The sequence below is a fragment of the Sphingomonas oligophenolica genome, assembly GCF_039522915.1.
GTDB classification, from domain to species: Bacteria; Pseudomonadota; Alphaproteobacteria; order Sphingomonadales; family Sphingomonadaceae; genus Sphingomonas; species Sphingomonas oligophenolica.
The window spans coordinates 29,254-46,348 of the sequence record NZ_BAAAEH010000003.1 but is presented as its reverse complement, the minus strand read 5'-3'; the positions used below and the strand labels follow the sequence as shown (position 1 = coordinate 46,348).

Genomic DNA, 17,095 nt, shown 5'->3' with positions numbered 1-17,095 from the left:
GTCGATAAAGCGTACGTTATGCTGCGCGGCGCGAGGCCGGGGGGCCGGACAATCACCATGGGGGGGAGACTGTCAGGAGCAGCACGTGAACGTCCAGACCCCTCGTGAGACTCTCGACCGCCGCCAGATTGTGTCAGCGCTGCGCGGGTTGCGTCGCGGTGACTTCTCCATTCGTCTGCCGGAGGATCTTTCCGGCCCGGATGCGGAACTTGCGACCTTGTTCAACGAGGTTGTCGGCCTGAACCAGCAGATGACGGAGGAGTTCGAGCGGCTCTCGCGCGTCGTTGGCAAGGAAGGCAAGATCACCCAGCGCGGCCGGGTCAAGGCAGCGACCGGCGGCTGGGAAAGTGCGATTCGCTCAGTCAACGAACTCATCGAGGACATGGTCCAGCCGACCGCCGAAGTCGCGCGCGTGATCGGCGCGGTCGCCAAGGGCGACCTCTCTCAATCAATGACGGTCGAGATCGACGGTCGCCCGCTGCGCGGCGAATTCCTGCGCATCGGCAAGGTGGTGAACACCATGGTCGAGCAGCTCGCCTCCTTCGCCTCCGAAGTGACGCGCGTGGCCCGCGAAGTCGGCACCGAGGGCAAGCTCGGCGGCCAGGCGACGGTGAAGGGCGTTGCCGGCACCTGGAAGGACCTGACCGACAACGTCAACGCGATGGCCACCAACCTGACCGGCCAGGTGCGCAACATCGCCGAGGTGACGACGGCGGTGGCATCGGGCGACCTTTCCAAGAAGATCACGGTCGAGGTGAAGGGCGAGATCCTCGAGCTCAAGAACACGATCAACACCATGGTCGACCAGCTCAACAGCTTCGCCTCGGAAGTGACGCGCGTGGCGCGCGAAGTGGGCACCGAGGGCAAGCTCGGCGGCCAGGCGCGGGTGGAAGGTGTCGCGGGTACCTGGAAGGACCTGACCGACAATGTGAACCTGATGGCCGACAATCTCACCGGCCAGGTCCGCAACATCGCGGAGGTGACCACCGCGGTGGCGTCGGGCGATCTGTCGAAGAAGATCACGGTGGACGTGAAGGGCGAGATCCTCGAGCTCAAGAACACGATCAACACCATGGTCGACCAGCTCAACGGCTTCGCCTCCGAAGTGACGCGCGTGGCACGCGAGGTGGGCACTGAAGGAAAGCTCGGCGGCCAGGCCCAGGTGCCGGGCGTCGGCGGCACGTGGAAGGACCTGACCGACAATGTGAACCTGATGGCCGACAATCTGACCGGCCAGGTCCGCAACATCGCCGAGGTGACCACCGCGGTGGCATCGGGCGATCTGTCGAAGAAGATCACGGTGGACGTGAAGGGCGAGATCCTCGAGCTCAAGAACACGATCAACACCATGGTCGATCAGCTCAACGGCTTTGCGTCCGAAGTGACGCGCGTTGCCCGCGAGGTGGGCACCGAGGGCAATCTCGGCGGTCAGGCCCAGGTGCCCGGCGTCGCCGGCACCTGGGCCGATCTGACCGACAATGTGAACCTGATGGCTGCGAACCTCACTGGCCAGGTCCGCAACATCGCCGAGGTGACCACGGCGGTTGCGCGCGGCGATTTGTCGAAGAAGATCACCGTCGATGTGAAAGGCGAGATCCTCGAGCTCAAGAACACGATCAACACCATGGTCGACCAGCTCAACGGCTTCGCGTCCGAAGTGACGCGCGTGGCGCGCGAGGTGGGTTCGGAAGGCAAGCTCGGCGGGCAGGCGCAGGTGGAAGGCGTTGCCGGCACCTGGAAGGACCTGACCGACAACGTCAACCTGATGGCCGGCAATCTCACCGGCCAGGTGCGCAACATCGCCGAGGTGACCACTGCCGTGCAGCGCGGCGACCTTTCCAAGAAGATCACCGTCGACGTGAAGGGCGAGATCCTCGAGCTCAAGGACACCATCAACGTGATGGTCGATCAGCTCAACAGCTTCGCCTCGGAAGTGACGCGCGTCGCGCGCGAGGTGGGCTCGGAGGGCAAGCTCGGCGGCCAGGCCAAGGTGGAGGGCGTCGGCGGCACCTGGAAGGATCTGACCGACAATGTGAACGAGCTCGCCGCGAACCTCACCGGCCAGGTCCGCAACATCGCCGAGGTGACGACCGCCGTGGCACTCGGCGACCTTTCCAAGAAGATCACGGTGGATGTGAAGGGCGAGATCCTCGAGCTCAAGAACACGATCAACACCATGGTCGACCAGCTCAACAGCTTTGCCTCCGAAGTGACCCGCGTGGCACGCGAAGTCGGCACTGAAGGAAAGCTCGGCGGCCAGGCGCAGGTGCGCGGCGTCGCCGGCACCTGGAAGGACCTGACCGACAATGTGAACCTGATGGCCGACAATCTCACCGGTCAGGTCCGCAACATCGCCGAGGTGACGACCGCCGTCGCGAAGGGCGATCTTTCCAAGAAGATCACGGTGGACGTGAAGGGCGAGATCCTCGAGCTCAAGAACACGATCAACGTGATGGTCGACCAGCTCAACGGCTTCGCCTCCGAAGTGACGCGCGTTGCCCGCGAGGTGGGCACTGAAGGAAAGCTCGGCGGCCAGGCGCAGGTGCCGGGCGTTGGCGGCACGTGGAAGGACCTGACCGACAACGTCAATTTGATGGCGACAAACCTGACCAACCAGGTGCGCGGCATCGCCGACGTGGTGACCGCGGTCGCGCAGGGCAACCTCAAGCGCAAGCTGGCGGTGGACGCCAAGGGCGAGATCGCGGCGCTCGCCGACACGATCAACGGCATGATCGAGACTCTGTCGACCTTTGGCGACCAGGTGACCAACATGGCGCGCGAGGTCGGCATCGAGGGGCGGCTGGGCGGCCAGGCGCGCGTGCCGGGCGCCGCCGGCCTGTGGCGCGACCTGACCGACAACGTCAACCAGCTCGCCGCGAACCTGACCAACCAGGTGCGCTCGATCGCCGATGTGGCGACGGCGGTGACCAAGGGCGACCTGACGCGGTCGATCGCGGTGGAGGCCTCGGGCGAAATGGCTTCGCTCAAGGACAATATCAACGAGATGATCCGCAACCTGAAGGAGCAGACGCTCAAGAATGCGGAGCAGGATTGGCTGAAGACCAACCTCGCCCGCTTCTCGCGCATGCTGCAGGGTGAGCGCGATCTGTCCACCGTTTCGAACCTGATCATGTCGGAGCTCGCGCCGCTGGTGAACGCGCAGTACGGCGTGTTCTACGTCACCAACCGCGACAATGACGAAACCGTGCTCGAGCTGGCCGCAAGCTATGGCGCCGAGAATCGCAGCGAGCTCAAGACCGAGTTCCGCCTGCGCGAGGGGCTGGTCGGCCAGGCCGCCGCCGACAAGCGCCCGATCCTGCTCGAGAACATGCCGGCCGAGTTCATCCGCATCGGCTCGGGCCTCGGCCATGCCGCGCCGACCAACGTCAATATTCTCCCCGCCCTGTTCGAGGATGAGGTGAAGGCAGTGATCGAGCTCGCCTCGTTCAGCGAGTTCAACGAGACTCACCAGACCTTTCTCGACCAGCTGATGGAATCGGTCGGTATCGTGCTCAACACGATCGCGGCGACGATGCGCACCGAGGGGCTGCTGAAACAGTCGCAGCTGCTCACCCAGGAGCTTCAGGCACGCCAGACCGAGCTGACCACCAAGCAGGAAGAGCTGCACGCCACCAACGAGGAGCTTCAGGAGAAGGCGCAGCTCCTCGAGAATGAGAAGAAACAGGTCGAGGCCAAGAATCTCGAAATCGAAATGGCGCGGCGCGCGGTGGAGGAGAAGGCCGAGCAGCTTGCCCTCACCTCCAAATACAAATCCGAATTCCTCGCCAATATGAGCCACGAGCTGCGCACCCCGCTCAATTCGCTGTTGATCCTGTCGAAGCTGCTGGCGGACAACCCGCAGGGCAATCTGAACGAGAAGCAGACCGAGTTCGCCCGCACGATCAACTCGGCCGGCTCCGATCTGCTCAACCTGATCAACGACATTCTCGATCTGTCGAAGATCGAATCGGGCACTGTTTCGATCGAGATCGGCGACATGCGCCTGAACGCGCTGAAGCAGCATATGGAGCGTACCTTCCGCCAGCTCGCCGCCGACAAGAATCTCGATTTCAAGGTCGAGTTCAGCGACGAACTGCCCGTCGCGATCAGGACCGACGAGAAGCGCCTGCAGCAGGTCGTGCTCAACCTGCTGTCCAACGCGTTCAAATTCACCTCGCATGGCAGCGTCACGCTGTCGGTGCGCGGCGCCCGCGCCGGCTGGAGCACCAATCACCCGGTGCTGCGCAACGCCGAGCAGGCAATCGAGATCGCGGTCACCGATACCGGTATCGGCATCCCGCAGGACAAGCAGAAGCTGATCTTCGAGGCATTCCAGCAGGCCGATGGCACCACCAGCCGCAAATATGGCGGCACCGGCCTTGGCCTGTCGATCAGCCGCGAAATCGCGCGCCTGCTCGGCGGCGAGCTGAAGGTGCGGTCAATGCCGGGCGAGGGATCGACCTTCACCTTGTTCGTGCCGATGCAGGCGGAGGCCACCGACGCGAATTTCGCCGCGACCAGCACTGCCCGCTACGACAATAGCGGCGCGACCTTGCCCAATGCGCTCCCGCCCCAGCTTGATGTGACCGACGATCGCGATTCGCTCGGCGACTCGCCCTTCGTGCTGATCGTGGAGGACGATCCCACCTTCGCCTCCATCCTGCTCGATATCGCGCGCGACGCGGGGCTGAAGGGGGTTGTGTCGACCGCCGGCGCGGGAACGCTGGCGCTCGCCCGCAAGCTCCAGCCGAATGCGATCACCCTCGATCTCGGGCTTTCCGATATCGACGGCTTCGTGCTGCTCGATCTGCTGCGCCACGATCCGCTGACCATGCATCTGCCGATTCATGTCATTTCCGGTGCCGACAAGCTCGATATGGCGCTCGACATGGGTGCGTTCGGCGTGACCGAGAAACCGGCGGCGCCCGAACAGCTCGCCTCGGTGTTCCGCGGCCTGGGCAGCGTCATCCCCGCTGAACCCAGAGTGCCGACGATGACGACCGTCGACGGCGCCGAAGCGGCCTCGGGCCTGCCCGCCGTGCCTGAGCTTGCCGGCTCGAAGATGCTGATCGTCGATGACGATATCCGCAACATCTACTCGCTCACCAGCGTGCTGGAGAGCTATGATGTCGAGGTCGTCCATGCCGAGGGCGGCAGGGACGGCATCCTGATCCTCGAACAGACGCCGGGCATCGACCTCGCGCTGATCGATATCATGATGCCCGAGATGGACGGCTATGAAACGATGCAGCGCATTCGCGCGTTACCCGAACTTGCCGACATTCCGCTGATCGCGGTCACTGCCAAGGCGATGAAGGGTGACCGTCAGAAATGCCTCGATGCCGGTGCCTCGGACTATATCGCCAAGCCAGTCGATATCGAGTTGCTTCTCGCTCTGCTGCGTGTCTGGGTGGCGCGGTCGCGCGATCGCGCGCCGGTTCGCCTCGGCACGGCAGCGGAATGATCCGATGCAGCGGAAGCACCCAGTACCGGTGTCGCCGATGAAGTCCCCCGTTTCACCGCCCGGCCTGAAGCTCGTGCCGGCCGCCGGCCGCGCGCGCATCCTGGTCGTCGACGATGACGAGCATAACCTGCTCGCCATCCGGACAGTGCTCGAGGACGTCGGCGACGTCGTCGTCGCCAAATCGGGCGAGGAGGCGCTGCGCGAATTGCTGCGCGGCGATTTCGCGGTCATCCTGCTCGATGTCTACATGCCCGGCATGGACGGCTATGAAACCGCCGGGCTGATCCGCGGGCGCGAGCAGACCAAGCGGATTCCGATCATCTTTCTCTCGGCCGTCAACAAGGAGACGGAGCATCTGATCCGCGGCTATTCGATGGGCGCGGTCGATTATGTCTTCAAGCCCGTGGAGCCGATCGTCCTGCGTTCAAAGGTCGCTGTGTTCGTTGACCTGTTCCAGATGACGCGCGAGATCCAGCGCAAGGCCCGGGCCGAGCAGGAGCTGCTGGATGCCAACCTGCGCGCCAAAGCCGAGCGGCTGAAGGCCGAGCGCGCGCTGCGCCTTGCCGACCAGCGCCAGGCAGCGATCATCGGCTCGCTCCCGATCATCCTGTATCTCGAAGCCATCGATGCCGCGCCGCGGGTCCCGAAATTCGTCAGCGGCAATTTCACCGCGCTCACCGGTTTCGCCTTCGAGGCGGTGCAGGCAAACCCGACCTTGTGGCTCGAAAGGCTCCATCCCGAAGACCGCGACCCGGTCCAGGAGGCGCTCGCCAGGCGCGCCAGCAGCGGCGCGCTCGCCATCGAATATCGCTGGCAATGCGCTGACGGGCGTTACCGCCACTTTCTCGATCAGGCAGTCCTGCTCCGCGATGCTGAGGGCGGGCCGCTCGAATATGCCGGCACCCTGCTCGACGTGACTGATCGCAAGGATCTCGAATCCCAGTTGCTCCATGTCCGCAAGATGGATGCGATCGGCAAGCTCACTGGCGGCATTGCCCATGATTTCAACAATCTGCTTGCAGCGGTGATCGGCGGCCTCGGCATGATCGAGCGCCGCATTCCGCTGGCCGAGGAGCATCGCAAGATCCTCGCCATGACTCAGCATGCGGCCAGCCAGGGCACCGAGCTGGTTTCGCGCCTGCTCGCTTTCGCCCGCAAGCAGAAGCTCGAGCCGGCCGCGATCGATCTCGGCGCGCTCGAGACCACCGTGAACGGCCTGTTGTCGCACACGCTGGGCGGCATGGTCGAGATGCGCTGGGACGTGGCGCCCGATGCCGGCCACCCCTATGCCGATGAAGCGCAACTCGAGCTCGCGCTGATGAACCTCGCGATCAACGCCCGCGACGCGATGCCCGATGGGGGCACGATCGCCATCTCGGTGCGCAATGCCGAGGTGCGACAGCAGGACGATCTCGGCCTGGCGCCTGGCACCTATGTCGTTCTGGCCGTGGTGGACAGCGGGTGCGGCATCGCGCCGGACATCATCGAGCGGGTGATGGAGCCGTTCTTCACGACCAAGGATATCGGCAAGGGGACGGGTCTCGGGCTGAGCATGGTCTATGGTTTCGCGAACCAGTCCGGCGGCGCGATGCGGATCGAGAGCAACGAGGGCGCCGGCACGCGGGTCGAATTATGGCTGCCGCGATCACCCGATGCGACCTGCCGGCCCCGCGCGATGGCGTTCGCTGAATCGACGACGCCCGAGGCCAGTTTCAACATCCTGCTGGTCGATGATCATGATGGGGTTCGGGACACCACGATGGCGCTGCTCGAGGATCTCGGCCACCATCCGGTCGCGGCGGCCGACGGCGCGACGATCCTGCAGATCCTGGAGGCGGATCCCGACCGCGCCGATCTCATCATCAGCGACTATGCCATGCCGCATGTCTCCGGCGTCGAGGTGATCCGCCGCGCGCGGCAGATCCGGCCCGGCCTGCCCTCGATCATCATCACCGGCTATGCCGACAGCAGCGCGATCGACCTGACTGAAGAAGATGTGATCGCGGTGAGCAAGCCCTTCACCCCGGCGCAGTTGAGGGACGCGATCCACAAGGCGATGGAGCCGCGCTTCGTTCATTGAGCGGCGCGAAGGTCAGCCGTTCGCCCATTCGGTCAGCAGGGTAAAGGCGATCGCATAGGGCGGGGGCGGCAGGAACGGCCCCGGCTCGCCTGCCAGTACCGCGCGCACCACCTCCCGCGAAACCCAGATCGCATCCTCGAGCTCATGGGTATCGAGCGTGATCCTCTCGTCCTCCGCCATGCCCACACAGGCGATCATCAGCGACGAGGGGAAGGGCCAGGGCTGGCTGGCGATGTAGCGGACATCGGAAACGCGCACCCCCGCTTCCTCCATGATCTCGCGCGCGACCGCTTCCTCGATCGATTCGCCCGGCTCGAGAAAGCCGGCGAGCGCCGAATAGCGCCCTTGCGGCCAGCCATGCTGGCGGCCGAGCAAGGCGCGGCCGTCATGCTCGGCGATCATGATCACGACCGGGTCGACGCGCGGGAAATGCTCCGCGTGGCAATTGGGGCATGATCGCGCCCAGCCGGCGCGGAAGATGTTGGTCGCCGTGCCGCAATTGGCGCAGAAACGGTGCCGTGTGTGCCAGTCGAGGAGGCTGCGCGCGGCGGCATAGGTCGCTGCCTCGCCGGGCGCGAACTGCTCGAGCATCGCGAACATTCGCATCGGCCGCCCCGCGGGCGGCAGCATGCCGGGCGTCAGCGCCGCGAAGCAGGGCCTGTCGCCGTCCAGGCCGAGCAGGAGCAGCTCGGATCCTTCGGGCGCGTCGGCGATCGTCGTCCAGGCGAGCCTCCCCTCGCTGTCGAGCTCCGGCTCGAAATTCTCGAGCTTGAGCAGGCGCGCACGCCAGTCGCCCAGCGCCGCGGCGAAGGCCTCGCTATCGTGACGGAGCCGGTCGGCACGATCGAGCGTGCCTCCGGTGAAACCCGGGCTGATCATCGGCTCACGGTCGCCGGGCCGGTGCTGAGATCGGTCGCGAGGGCAGCGAGGATCTGGGGGCGCAACGGCCATTTCTCGCCGGGGAAATAATTGACCATGATCGTGCCGCGCCGATGCGTTGCCGGGTTGACCCAGGCAGCCGTGCCGGCTGCGCCGCCCCAGCCATAAGTGCCTTTTGCGGCGCCGCCCGGCAGGTCGGCCAGCGTAACCGAGCCGCCCGCCCCGAAGCCGAGCGCGCCGAGATTGCCCATCTTGTTGAGCAGGCTCGTATCGGTGCCCGCCGGCAGCAGGTTCGACATCATCAGCGCGGCGGTTTCCGGCTTCAGGATCCGTACGCCGTCGAGCGTGCCGTGGTTCTGGAGCGCGTGCAGGAAACGGTCATAGTCCCGCGCCGACATCACCAGCCCGGCGCCGCCATAGGGAAAGCTCGGCGGCGACAGCCAGACCGAGGTCGCTGCGGGGTCGATCGGAATCCGCCCGTCGCCGACGAACAGATAGTTGGTGGCGAAGCGCCCGGTCTCCCTCTCGGGCACCGTCCAGTAGCTCGACGTCATCCCGAGCGGATCGAAGATGCGCTTCTGGACGAACGCGTCGAACCGCATGCCGGAGGCGACCTCGATCACCCGGCCCATCACGTCCAGGCCGATCGAGTAGCTCCACTTCGTCCCCGGATCGGCGATCAGCGGCAGCTCGGCGACCTTGTTCGCGAACGCCTCGAGGCTTGCCGGACGCACCAGCCGGGCCTTGGCCTCCATCTGCACATTGACCTCGGCGGGATTGATGCCGAGCTTGTTATATTGCTCGAGCAACGGCCCGGTGGTGATGATGTTGTAGCCGAGCCCGGCGGTGTGCGTCAGCAGGTTGCGGATCGTGATCGGCCGGGCCGCCGGGCGGGTATCGAGCGTCTTCGGGTTGAGCTGGACCCGCATCGTCCTGAACGCCGGGATGAAATCGCTGACCGGCTCGTCGAGCTTGATCTTGCCGTCTTCGATCAGGATCATCGCCGCCGTCGCGGTGATCGGCTTGGTCATCGAATAGACCCGCCACAGGCTGTCGGGCCCCGCGGCAGCGGCGGTCGGTCCGTCGGCGATCTTGCCCGCGCTCACGAATATGGTCGGATCGTCGCCATGGCCGAAGGCGCCGACGATTCCGGGCATCTTGTCGCTGCCGACATAGGAATCGAACAGCGCCTGCGTTGCTTGAAGCTGCCTTTGGCTGGCGGTCACCGGAGCCTGTGGCTCGGGCGTCGATTGCCCGGCCAATGCTGCGCCTGCGACGAGCGCTGCCAGCGCCCCCGCCGTCATGAACCGCCTGATGATCATCCCGCTCTCCTGATCGCGCGTGCCGCCTTGGCGAAGACGGTGGGCAGCCCCGCCGATTCGATATCGGCTATCGGCCACCACTCGTCGCCAATCCCGTTGCCCGAATGCCTGTCCGCCGACGCGACCGCAAGCGCGAGTTCGAGCCGGAAATGGGTGAAGACATGGTCGACGGTGCCGCCGACCATGCGCCAGGCGCCGGCAAGGGGCGGGTCCGCGAGGCCGGGCGGCGAATCGGCCCAGGGTCCGGTCGGCAAGGCGCGCATGCCGCCGAGCAACCCCTTGGGTGGGCGCCGGACAAGAAGCACCTGTCCGTCGCGCTCTACCCAGAAGATCGTTCCGTAACGCTGCGGCTTGCCGGCTTTCGGGCGCTTGACCGGCAAGCGCTCCGGATCGCCCTCGCCATAGGCACGGCAGTGAGCGGATAGCGGGCATGACAGGCAATGCGGGCTGCGCGGCGTGCAGATCGACGAGCCGAGGTCCATCATCGCCTGCGCAAAATCGCCGGCGCGGGCATCGGGGGTGATCGAATCGGTCGCCGCGCGGATGTCGGGCATCGCTGCCGGCAAGGGCTCGGCAATGGCGAAAAGCCGCGCGACGACTCTGGCGACATTGGCGTCGACGACCACGGCGCGCGCGCCGAACGCAATCGCGGCGATCGCGGCGGCCGTATAGGCGCCGACGCCGGGCAGCCCGCGCAGGCCTTCCTCAGTCGCGGGAAAGGCGCCACCATGCTCGCTGATGACGGCGCGCGCGCAGGCGATCAGGTTGCGCGCGCGCGCATAATAGCCGAGCCCGGCCCAGGCGGTCATCAGCGTCGCGTCATCGGCTTTCGCGAGCGATTCGATATCGGGCCAGCGCGCGACGAATTCCTCGAATCGCGGACGGACGGTGGCGACCGTGGTTTGCTGCAGCATGATTTCGGAGAGCCACACGCGATAGGGGTCGGGTGCGTTCGTTCCCGGCGGGCTCCGCCACGGCAGGTCACGGGCGTGCGCGTCATACCAGGCGAGAAGGTTCCCCGCGACCTGGCGAGCGGCGATGTCCGATGGGAGCTTGGCGGGCACGCGGTCGCTATGGCATGGATGGCGGAATGAGCAAGCGCGGCGCCCCCGCTCCCCCTTCGGAAGGCAAGGCAGAGAAGCCGCGCGGCGGACGCGCGCGCGCGGTCTCCGAGCTGCTGCCTGATGTCGGGCGCGCCGCTTTCCGCAAATTCGGCTTCGTGCAGAGCGCGATCGTCAGCCGCTGGCCGGAAATCGTCGGCGCGCGCTATGCCGGCGTCTCGGCGCCCGAATCGATCAAATTCCCGCAAGGCCAGCGCATCGACGGCACGCTCAACCTGGTGGTGCGCGGCGCGCACGCGACGATGATGCAGCATATTGCGCCGGAGATCGTCGAACGGGTGAACCGCTTCTTCGGCTATGGCGCCATTGCCCGGGTCATGATCCGCCAGGGCGACGTGCCGGCGCCGCGGGTGAAAGCTGCGCCGCCGTCGCTCCGCCCGGTTCCGGTCGAGCTCGGCGCCAGCTTGCGGACGATCGCTGACCCGGAGCTGAAGGCAGTGCTCGAGGCGCTGGCCGCAAGTGTCGCGGCGACGCGCGGCGCGCCGACGATTGGCCAGGTGGAGGAATGATGCGAAAATTGCTGATGGCGACAGCGCTTGCAGGCGCGATTGCAATGCCGGCCGGTTCGGCACCCACGAGACACGCGCCCGCCAGGGCGCATCCCGCAATGGCGGCTCACCCCAACTGGGTCGCCACGCTCCTGCGCACGCCGGAAGGCGGCGTCCGCATGGGGAATCCCAGGGCGGCGATTTCCCTGATCGAATATGGTTCGCGCACCTGCCCCCATTGCGCGCTGTTCGATGCGGAAGGCCTCCCCGTCATCAAGAGCAAATATATCGCGACCGGCCAGCTCAGCTATGAATTCCGCGATTTTCCGGTGCACGGTGTGCTCGATATGGGTCCCATCCTGCTCGGCCAGTGCGTCACGACCGCTCAGTTCTTCCCGATGCTCAACCAGATGATGGCCGCGCAAAGTCAATTGATGAAGAAGGACGACATCCCCGCGGCCGAGCAGGAAAAGCTCCGCGCCATGAAGCCGGCGTCGCTCATCACCTGGCTCGCCAATTATTATGGCTATACCGATTTCGCGGCCAGGCACGGCCTCACCCCGGCAAAGGCGCGCGCATGCCTCGGCGACGTCAAGGCGATTGAAGCGATTGCCAAGAGCGCCGATGCGGCGAATGCGCGCTACGCCATTCCGGGCACGCCGACCTTCATCGTCAATGGCAAGGTGGCAAAGGATGTGTTCGACTGGAAAGCGCTCGAGCCTGTCCTCACCGCGGCCGGCGCCAAATGATTCCCGAATCCCTGCCTGGAGTAGCCTGACATGAATTTCCGCATTGCCTGCGTCGTCCTGCCCACCCTGTTGCTCGCCGCGTGCGGCAAGGGGGACTCAACCGGCAATACCAGTGCGCCGGCTGCCGCGCCGGTCGCAGGCGCCAAGGCGCCGGCCGGGCAGAACTGGGTCGATGTCGTCAGCAGGACGCCCGAAGGCGGCTACCGCATGGGCAATCCCGATGCGCCGGTGAAGCTGATCGAATATGGCTCGCGCAGCTGCCCGCATTGCGCCGCGTTCGATGCGGAGGGCGTGCCGACGCTCAAGACCGGGCCGATTGCCGCCGGCAAGATGAGCTATGAATTCCGCGATTTCCCGGTTCACGGGGCAGTCGATATGGGCCCGATCCTGCTTGGCCAGTGCGTCGAGCCGGCGCAGTTCTTTCCGATGCTCGAACAGATGATGGCGGCGCAGGCCACGCTGATCGGACGGCAGGCAAAGATCCCGGATGCTGACAATGCGCGGCTCCAGACCGCTTCGCCGGGCCAGGTCGCGGTCTATCTCGCCAATTTCTACGGCTATACCGATTTCGTGAAGCAGCGCGGCGTGCCTGAAGCGAAGGTGCAGGCCTGTCTGAGCGACGCCAAGGCGCTCGATGCGATCGCCAAGCAGACCGAGGCGGCGAACCAGAAATATAATGTCTCGGGCACGCCGACCTTCATCCTCAACGGCAAGGTCGTGACTGATGTCGCCGACTGGGCAGCGCTGCAGCCGGTGCTCAAGGCTGCCGGCGCCCTGTAACCGGAGCGGAAAGGGGGCCGACCGGTGCAGATCAAACGGCTCAGGCTTTCGGGCTTCAAGAGCTTCGTCGATGCGGCGGACATGCGGATCGAGCCCGGGCTGACCGGGATCGTCGGCCCCAATGGTTGCGGCAAGTCGAACCTGCTCGAGGCGCTGCGCTGGACGATGGGCGAGAGTTCGGCCAAGTCTCTGCGCGGCGCCGGCATGGACGATGTGATCTTCGCCGGCACCTCGACCCGCCCGGCACGCGACTTCGCTGAGGTCTCGATCCTCGCCGAGATCACCGGCGAGGAGACCGAGGTGGTCCGCCGCATCGAACGCGGTGCCGGCTCCGCCTATCGGATCGACGGGCGCGACGTGCGCGCCAAGGATGTCGCGTTGCTGTTCGCGGATGCCGCGACCGGCGCGCATTCGCCGGCACTGGTCAGCCAGGGCAGGATCGGCGCGGTGATCGCCGCCAAGCCGGCCGAACGCCGCGCGATGCTCGAGGAAGCGGCGGGAATCGCCGGGCTGCATGTTCGCCGCAAGGACGCCGAACAGAAACTACGCGCGACCGAGGCCAATCTCACCCGGCTCGACGAGGTGATCGCCGACCAGGACACGCGTGCCGCCGCACTGAAGCGCCAGGCCCGCCAGGCCGAGCGCTATCGCACCCTTTCGGACCAGATCAGGGTGGCGGAAGCGCGGATGATCTTCGCCCGCTGGCGCGACGCCGCGGCGGCGGCCGATGCGGCCAAGGTGGAAGCGGCTGAGGCCGAGAACCGGGTTGTGGAGGCGGCCGAGGCGCAGCGCGCGGCGGCGGCCTATCAGGCCGAGGCGACCGAGACGCTCGCCGGCGTGCGTGCCGAGGCGCAGGCGGCGCGCGACCGGGCAAGCGAGGCGGGGCACCGGCTCGCCGCGCTTCGCACTGAACATGCTGCGACCGAGCGCCGCCTCGCCGAGCTCGCCGACAGCCGCGCGCGGCTTGCCGAGGACCGGATTCGCGAGGGGTCGCTCGCCAGCGATGCGGCCGAGGCGATCGCGCGGCTTGCCGACGAGGTCGCCGCGCTCGAGACGCAGATCGCCGCAGCAGGCCAACGATCGCCCCAGCTCGAAACAGCGCTTGCCGAGGCGGAACGCGCCGCGCGTGATGCCGAGGTGGCGCTTGCCCAGGCGCTGGCGGCGCAAGCGAGCGAGGCGGCCGATGCGCGGGTTGCCGACGCCGCCCTGGCGGCCGCACGAACGCGGGCTGAACGGAGCGAGCGGGATCTCGCCCGAATCGCTGCGGAGGCGAAGGCGCTCGGCGATCCGGCGCCGCTGCTTGCCGAGCGGACCCGTGCCGCCGAGGCGCGCGCGCAGGCGCTGCGCCATGCCGAATCGGCCCGGACAGCGCTCGCCCGTGCCGATGCGAGCGAGCGCGAGGCGATCGGATCGCGCGATCGCGCCCAGTCGGCCCGGGCAAGCGCTCATGCCGAACTGAGCGCGCTCGACAGCGAAGCCGCGGCGTTGACCAAGGCCACCCGCCGCGAGGGCAAGGACCGGCTGCTCGATCAGCTCAGCGCCGATCCCGGCTATGAGCGCGCGCTGGCCGCGGCACTGGGCGACGATCTCGAGGCCGGACTTGATTCGACAGCGGAACGCTTCTGGGCCGGCGCCGCACCCGCGCCCGGCGATCCCGCAGGACCCGCCGGCACCGTGGCGCTGGCAACGCATGTCGGCGCCCCGGCGGCGCTCGCGCGGCGGCTGGCCCAGGTCTTCGTCGCTGATACCGATGGCGGGCAGGCGCTTGCGGTCGGGCAACGGCTGGTGACGATGGCGGGGCTGCTCCGGCGCTGGGACGGCTATGTCGCCAGGTCGGGCGGTGCCGAGGCGGCAGCCCGGCTCGAACGGATGAACCGCCTGCGCGCGATCGAAAAGGCGCGTCCGGCGGCGGTGCGCGCGGTCGAGGCAGCCGATGGCGAGCTTGCCCGAATCGACGCGACGATCGCCGAGGCGCGCCGCGCCGCGACTGATTCCCGCCGTGTGCTGGAAGGGGCCGAAACCAATGCCCGCGATGCGGGCCGCGCCGAGGATCGCGCCGCGGTCGCGATCGAACGGATCGAATCGCAGCGCGCCGATCTCGAAACGCGCCGCGGCCGTATCACTGCCGAGCATGAGGAGGCGCAGGGCGACGTGGCGCGTGCCGCTGAGGCAAGGGCAGCGCTTCCCGACGGCAGCGCGACGCGCGAGCGGGTCGCGGTGCTGTCAGCCGAGGCGGAGGCGAAGCGCGCGACCGTCGCGACCGCCCGTGCCGACCGCGCTACGCTCGAGCGTTCGATCGGCCAGGATCGCGAGCGCCTCGCGGCTGGGGTCGCGGAGAGCAAGGGCTGGAAGAACCGGGCGGGGGAGGCAGCGCGACGGATCGCCGAGATGGACCGGCGCGATGCCGATCTGGCGCGCGAGGCAGCGGGGCTTGCTGAAAAGCCGGCGCTGCTCGCCACCGAAATCGCCGCGCTCGAAACGGCGCACGGGACTGCCCGCGCCGAAGCCGAGACCATGATCGCCGCCGAACGCGAGGCTGAGGCAGCGCTGCGCGCCACTGAAGCGACCGCCCGGTCAGCGAGCGAGACGCTCGCCGAAGCCCGCGAATCCCGCGCGGGTGCCGCGGCGCGCGCGGAAAATCAGGAGACGCGGCGAATCGAAATGAACCGCCTGTCGGGCGAGCGCTTCCAATGCCCCTCGGTCCTGCTGCCCGAGCGCGTCGGGTTCGCCGCGGAGATCGTCGGCGCGCCGCAGGACGAATCGACTGCGCACGACAAATTGCTGCTCGACCGCGAGCGGATCGGCCCGGTCAATCTCGTCGCCGAGACCGAGCTTGCCGAGCTCGAAGCGGCGAGCATCGGCAACCTTGCCGAGCGCGAGGAGCTCGGCCTTGCGGTCAACCGGCTGCGCGGCTCAATCGGCACGCTCAATCGCGAGGGCAGGCAGCGCCTGCTCGCTGCGTTCGAGGCAGTCGATGGCCATTTCCGCCGCCTGTTCACCACCCTGTTCAATGGCGGCCAGGCCCATCTCGAGCTGATCGATTCGGACGATCCGCTCGAAGCGGGGCTCGAGATCATGGCCCAGCCCCCGGGTAAGAAGCTGCAATCGCTCACCCTGCTGTCGGGCGGCGAGCAGGCGCTGACCGCGGTTGCATTGATCTTCGGCCTGTTCCTCACCAACCCGGCGCCGATCTGCGTGCTCGACGAAGTCGATGCGCCGCTCGACGACGCCAATATCGAGCGCTTCTGCGATCTGCTCGACGCGATGACCCGGGAAACAGCGACCCGCTATCTGATCGTCACCCATAATGCAGTGACGATGAGCCGCATGCACCGCCTGTTCGGCGTGACGATGATCGAACAGGGCGTGAGCCGGCTGGTCTCGGTCGATCTCGGCGGTGCCGAAACCCTGCTGGCGGCCGAGTGAGGCGCGCGGGGGGCCTGGCAGGGTTTTTCTTCGCGCTCCTTCTCTCCGGTTGCTGGTGGGAAGGCCCGGCCTTCTACCAGCCCGATCCCGCCGCGCCGGGGCCCTTGTCGCCCGGCCTCTACAAGGCCGAAACCCATGGCGACGACAGCGCCCCTGATCGCCTCCGCGTCGGCCGCGCCGCAGACGGCGCGCTGCTGGTCGCGCCGCCCGACGACTATCGGGACGGCAAGCCGACTCATGTCGTGCTGGCGCCGCTGGCGATACCGGGCCGGCACCTCTGGATCGTCGAATCGCAGATCGGCGAAACCGCGGACGATGTCGTTTACGGCCTGCTCGACGACAGCAACGGCGCGCTGGTCCTCGATCCGGCGATCACCTGCCAGGGCAATGAGCCGCTGGTCCGCGCGGCGGGCGGGACGATCGAGGGCGAAGGCGGCAGCCCGAGCTGTGTCTTCCACGATCGCGCTGCGCTCGAGCGAGCGCTCATCGCCTGGGCCGGCGCCCATCCCGGCTTCGAGAGGGCCACGCGCCTGGCGCGCATCGGCGATTGAGGCGATCGGGCCAATTCAACCTTGGCAAAGATTATGGGACTGTCCGAACGGGTGGAGGCTGCCTCCGCCCTGCTCTTTGACATGACCGACTATCTTTGACGGCGTAGCGATCCGCCTCGCTGTTCCGCCGCTGTTCCCGCTGTTCCGCTTGCTGTTCTCCCCGCTGTTCCGTCGCTGTTCTCCCGCTGTTATTCGATAACAGCGGGATCTCCTGCAAGCGATTGATAACAGGCAA

Annotated in this window: 10 protein-coding genes; 7 read left to right on the top strand and 3 right to left on the bottom strand. The window is 67.0% G+C overall.

Translation table 11 applies throughout. The features are described 5' to 3' along the window. Positions 1-85 precede the first annotated feature (85 nt). Together ABD050_RS02035 and ABD050_RS02030 are read left to right on the top strand one after the other, a co-directional pair. Positions 86-5,464 (top strand): HAMP domain-containing protein, encoded by a 5,379-nt coding sequence (locus ABD050_RS02035; protein ID WP_343887464.1) that lies wholly within the window; start codon positions 86-88, stop codon positions 5,462-5,464. A gap of 37 nt (positions 5,465-5,501) precedes the next feature. After that, positions 5,502-7,544: a response regulator gene (locus tag ABD050_RS02030; RefSeq protein WP_343887463.1), complete on the top strand. Its 2,043-nt coding sequence runs from the start codon at positions 5,502-5,504 to the stop codon at positions 7,542-7,544. Positions 7,545-7,556: 12 nt separating this feature from the next. On the opposite strand, the gene nudC is transcribed toward ABD050_RS02030, so the two are convergent. Genes nudC through ABD050_RS02015 form a run of 3 tightly spaced genes read right to left on the bottom strand, consistent with a single transcriptional unit; the run spans position 7,557 to position 10,809 of the window. Continuing rightward, positions 7,557-8,423: an NAD(+) diphosphatase gene (gene nudC / locus ABD050_RS02025; protein WP_343887462.1), complete on the bottom strand. Its 867-nt coding sequence runs from the start codon at positions 8,421-8,423 to the stop codon at positions 7,557-7,559. Continuing rightward, positions 8,420-9,745, bottom strand: a complete 1,326-nt coding sequence (locus ABD050_RS02020; protein WP_343887461.1) for a serine hydrolase domain-containing protein — start codon at positions 9,743-9,745, stop codon at positions 8,420-8,422. Before ABD050_RS02020 ends, nudC begins: the two co-directional genes overlap by 4 nt. Next, positions 9,742-10,809: an A/G-specific adenine glycosylase gene (locus tag ABD050_RS02015; RefSeq protein WP_343887460.1), complete on the bottom strand. Its 1,068-nt coding sequence runs from the start codon at positions 10,807-10,809 to the stop codon at positions 9,742-9,744. Before ABD050_RS02015 ends, ABD050_RS02020 begins: the two co-directional genes overlap by 4 nt. Positions 10,810-10,823: 14 nt before the next feature. Here ABD050_RS02015 and ABD050_RS02010 point away from each other — a divergent pair, with 14 nt between their 5' ends. Genes ABD050_RS02010 through ABD050_RS01990 form a run of 5 tightly spaced genes read left to right on the top strand, consistent with a single transcriptional unit; the run spans position 10,824 to position 16,860 of the window. After that, a complete protein-coding gene (locus ABD050_RS02010; RefSeq protein ID WP_425542397.1) occupies positions 10,824-11,375 on the top strand; it encodes a DUF721 domain-containing protein in 552 nt (183 codons plus the stop codon). Continuing rightward, positions 11,375-12,103: a thioredoxin domain-containing protein gene (locus tag ABD050_RS02005; protein WP_343887458.1), complete on the top strand. Its 729-nt coding sequence runs from the start codon at positions 11,375-11,377 to the stop codon at positions 12,101-12,103. Before ABD050_RS02010 ends, ABD050_RS02005 begins: the two co-directional genes overlap by 1 nt. Before the next feature lie 30 nt (positions 12,104-12,133). Beyond that, complete coding sequence (locus ABD050_RS02000) at positions 12,134-12,883, top strand: DsbA family protein (RefSeq protein WP_343887457.1); 750 nt, start codon at positions 12,134-12,136, stop codon at positions 12,881-12,883. Between the two features lie 24 nt (positions 12,884-12,907). Continuing rightward, the gene (gene smc, locus ABD050_RS01995; RefSeq protein WP_343887456.1) at positions 12,908-16,309 is read left to right on the top strand and encodes a chromosome segregation protein SMC; all 3,402 of its coding nucleotides are present in this window, start codon (positions 12,908-12,910) and stop codon (positions 16,307-16,309) included. Next, positions 16,306-16,860, top strand: coding sequence for a hypothetical protein (locus ABD050_RS01990; protein ID WP_343887455.1), 555 nt, complete (start codon positions 16,306-16,308; stop codon positions 16,858-16,860). Before smc ends, ABD050_RS01990 begins: the two co-directional genes overlap by 4 nt. The last annotated feature ends 235 nt before the right edge of the window (positions 16,861-17,095 follow it).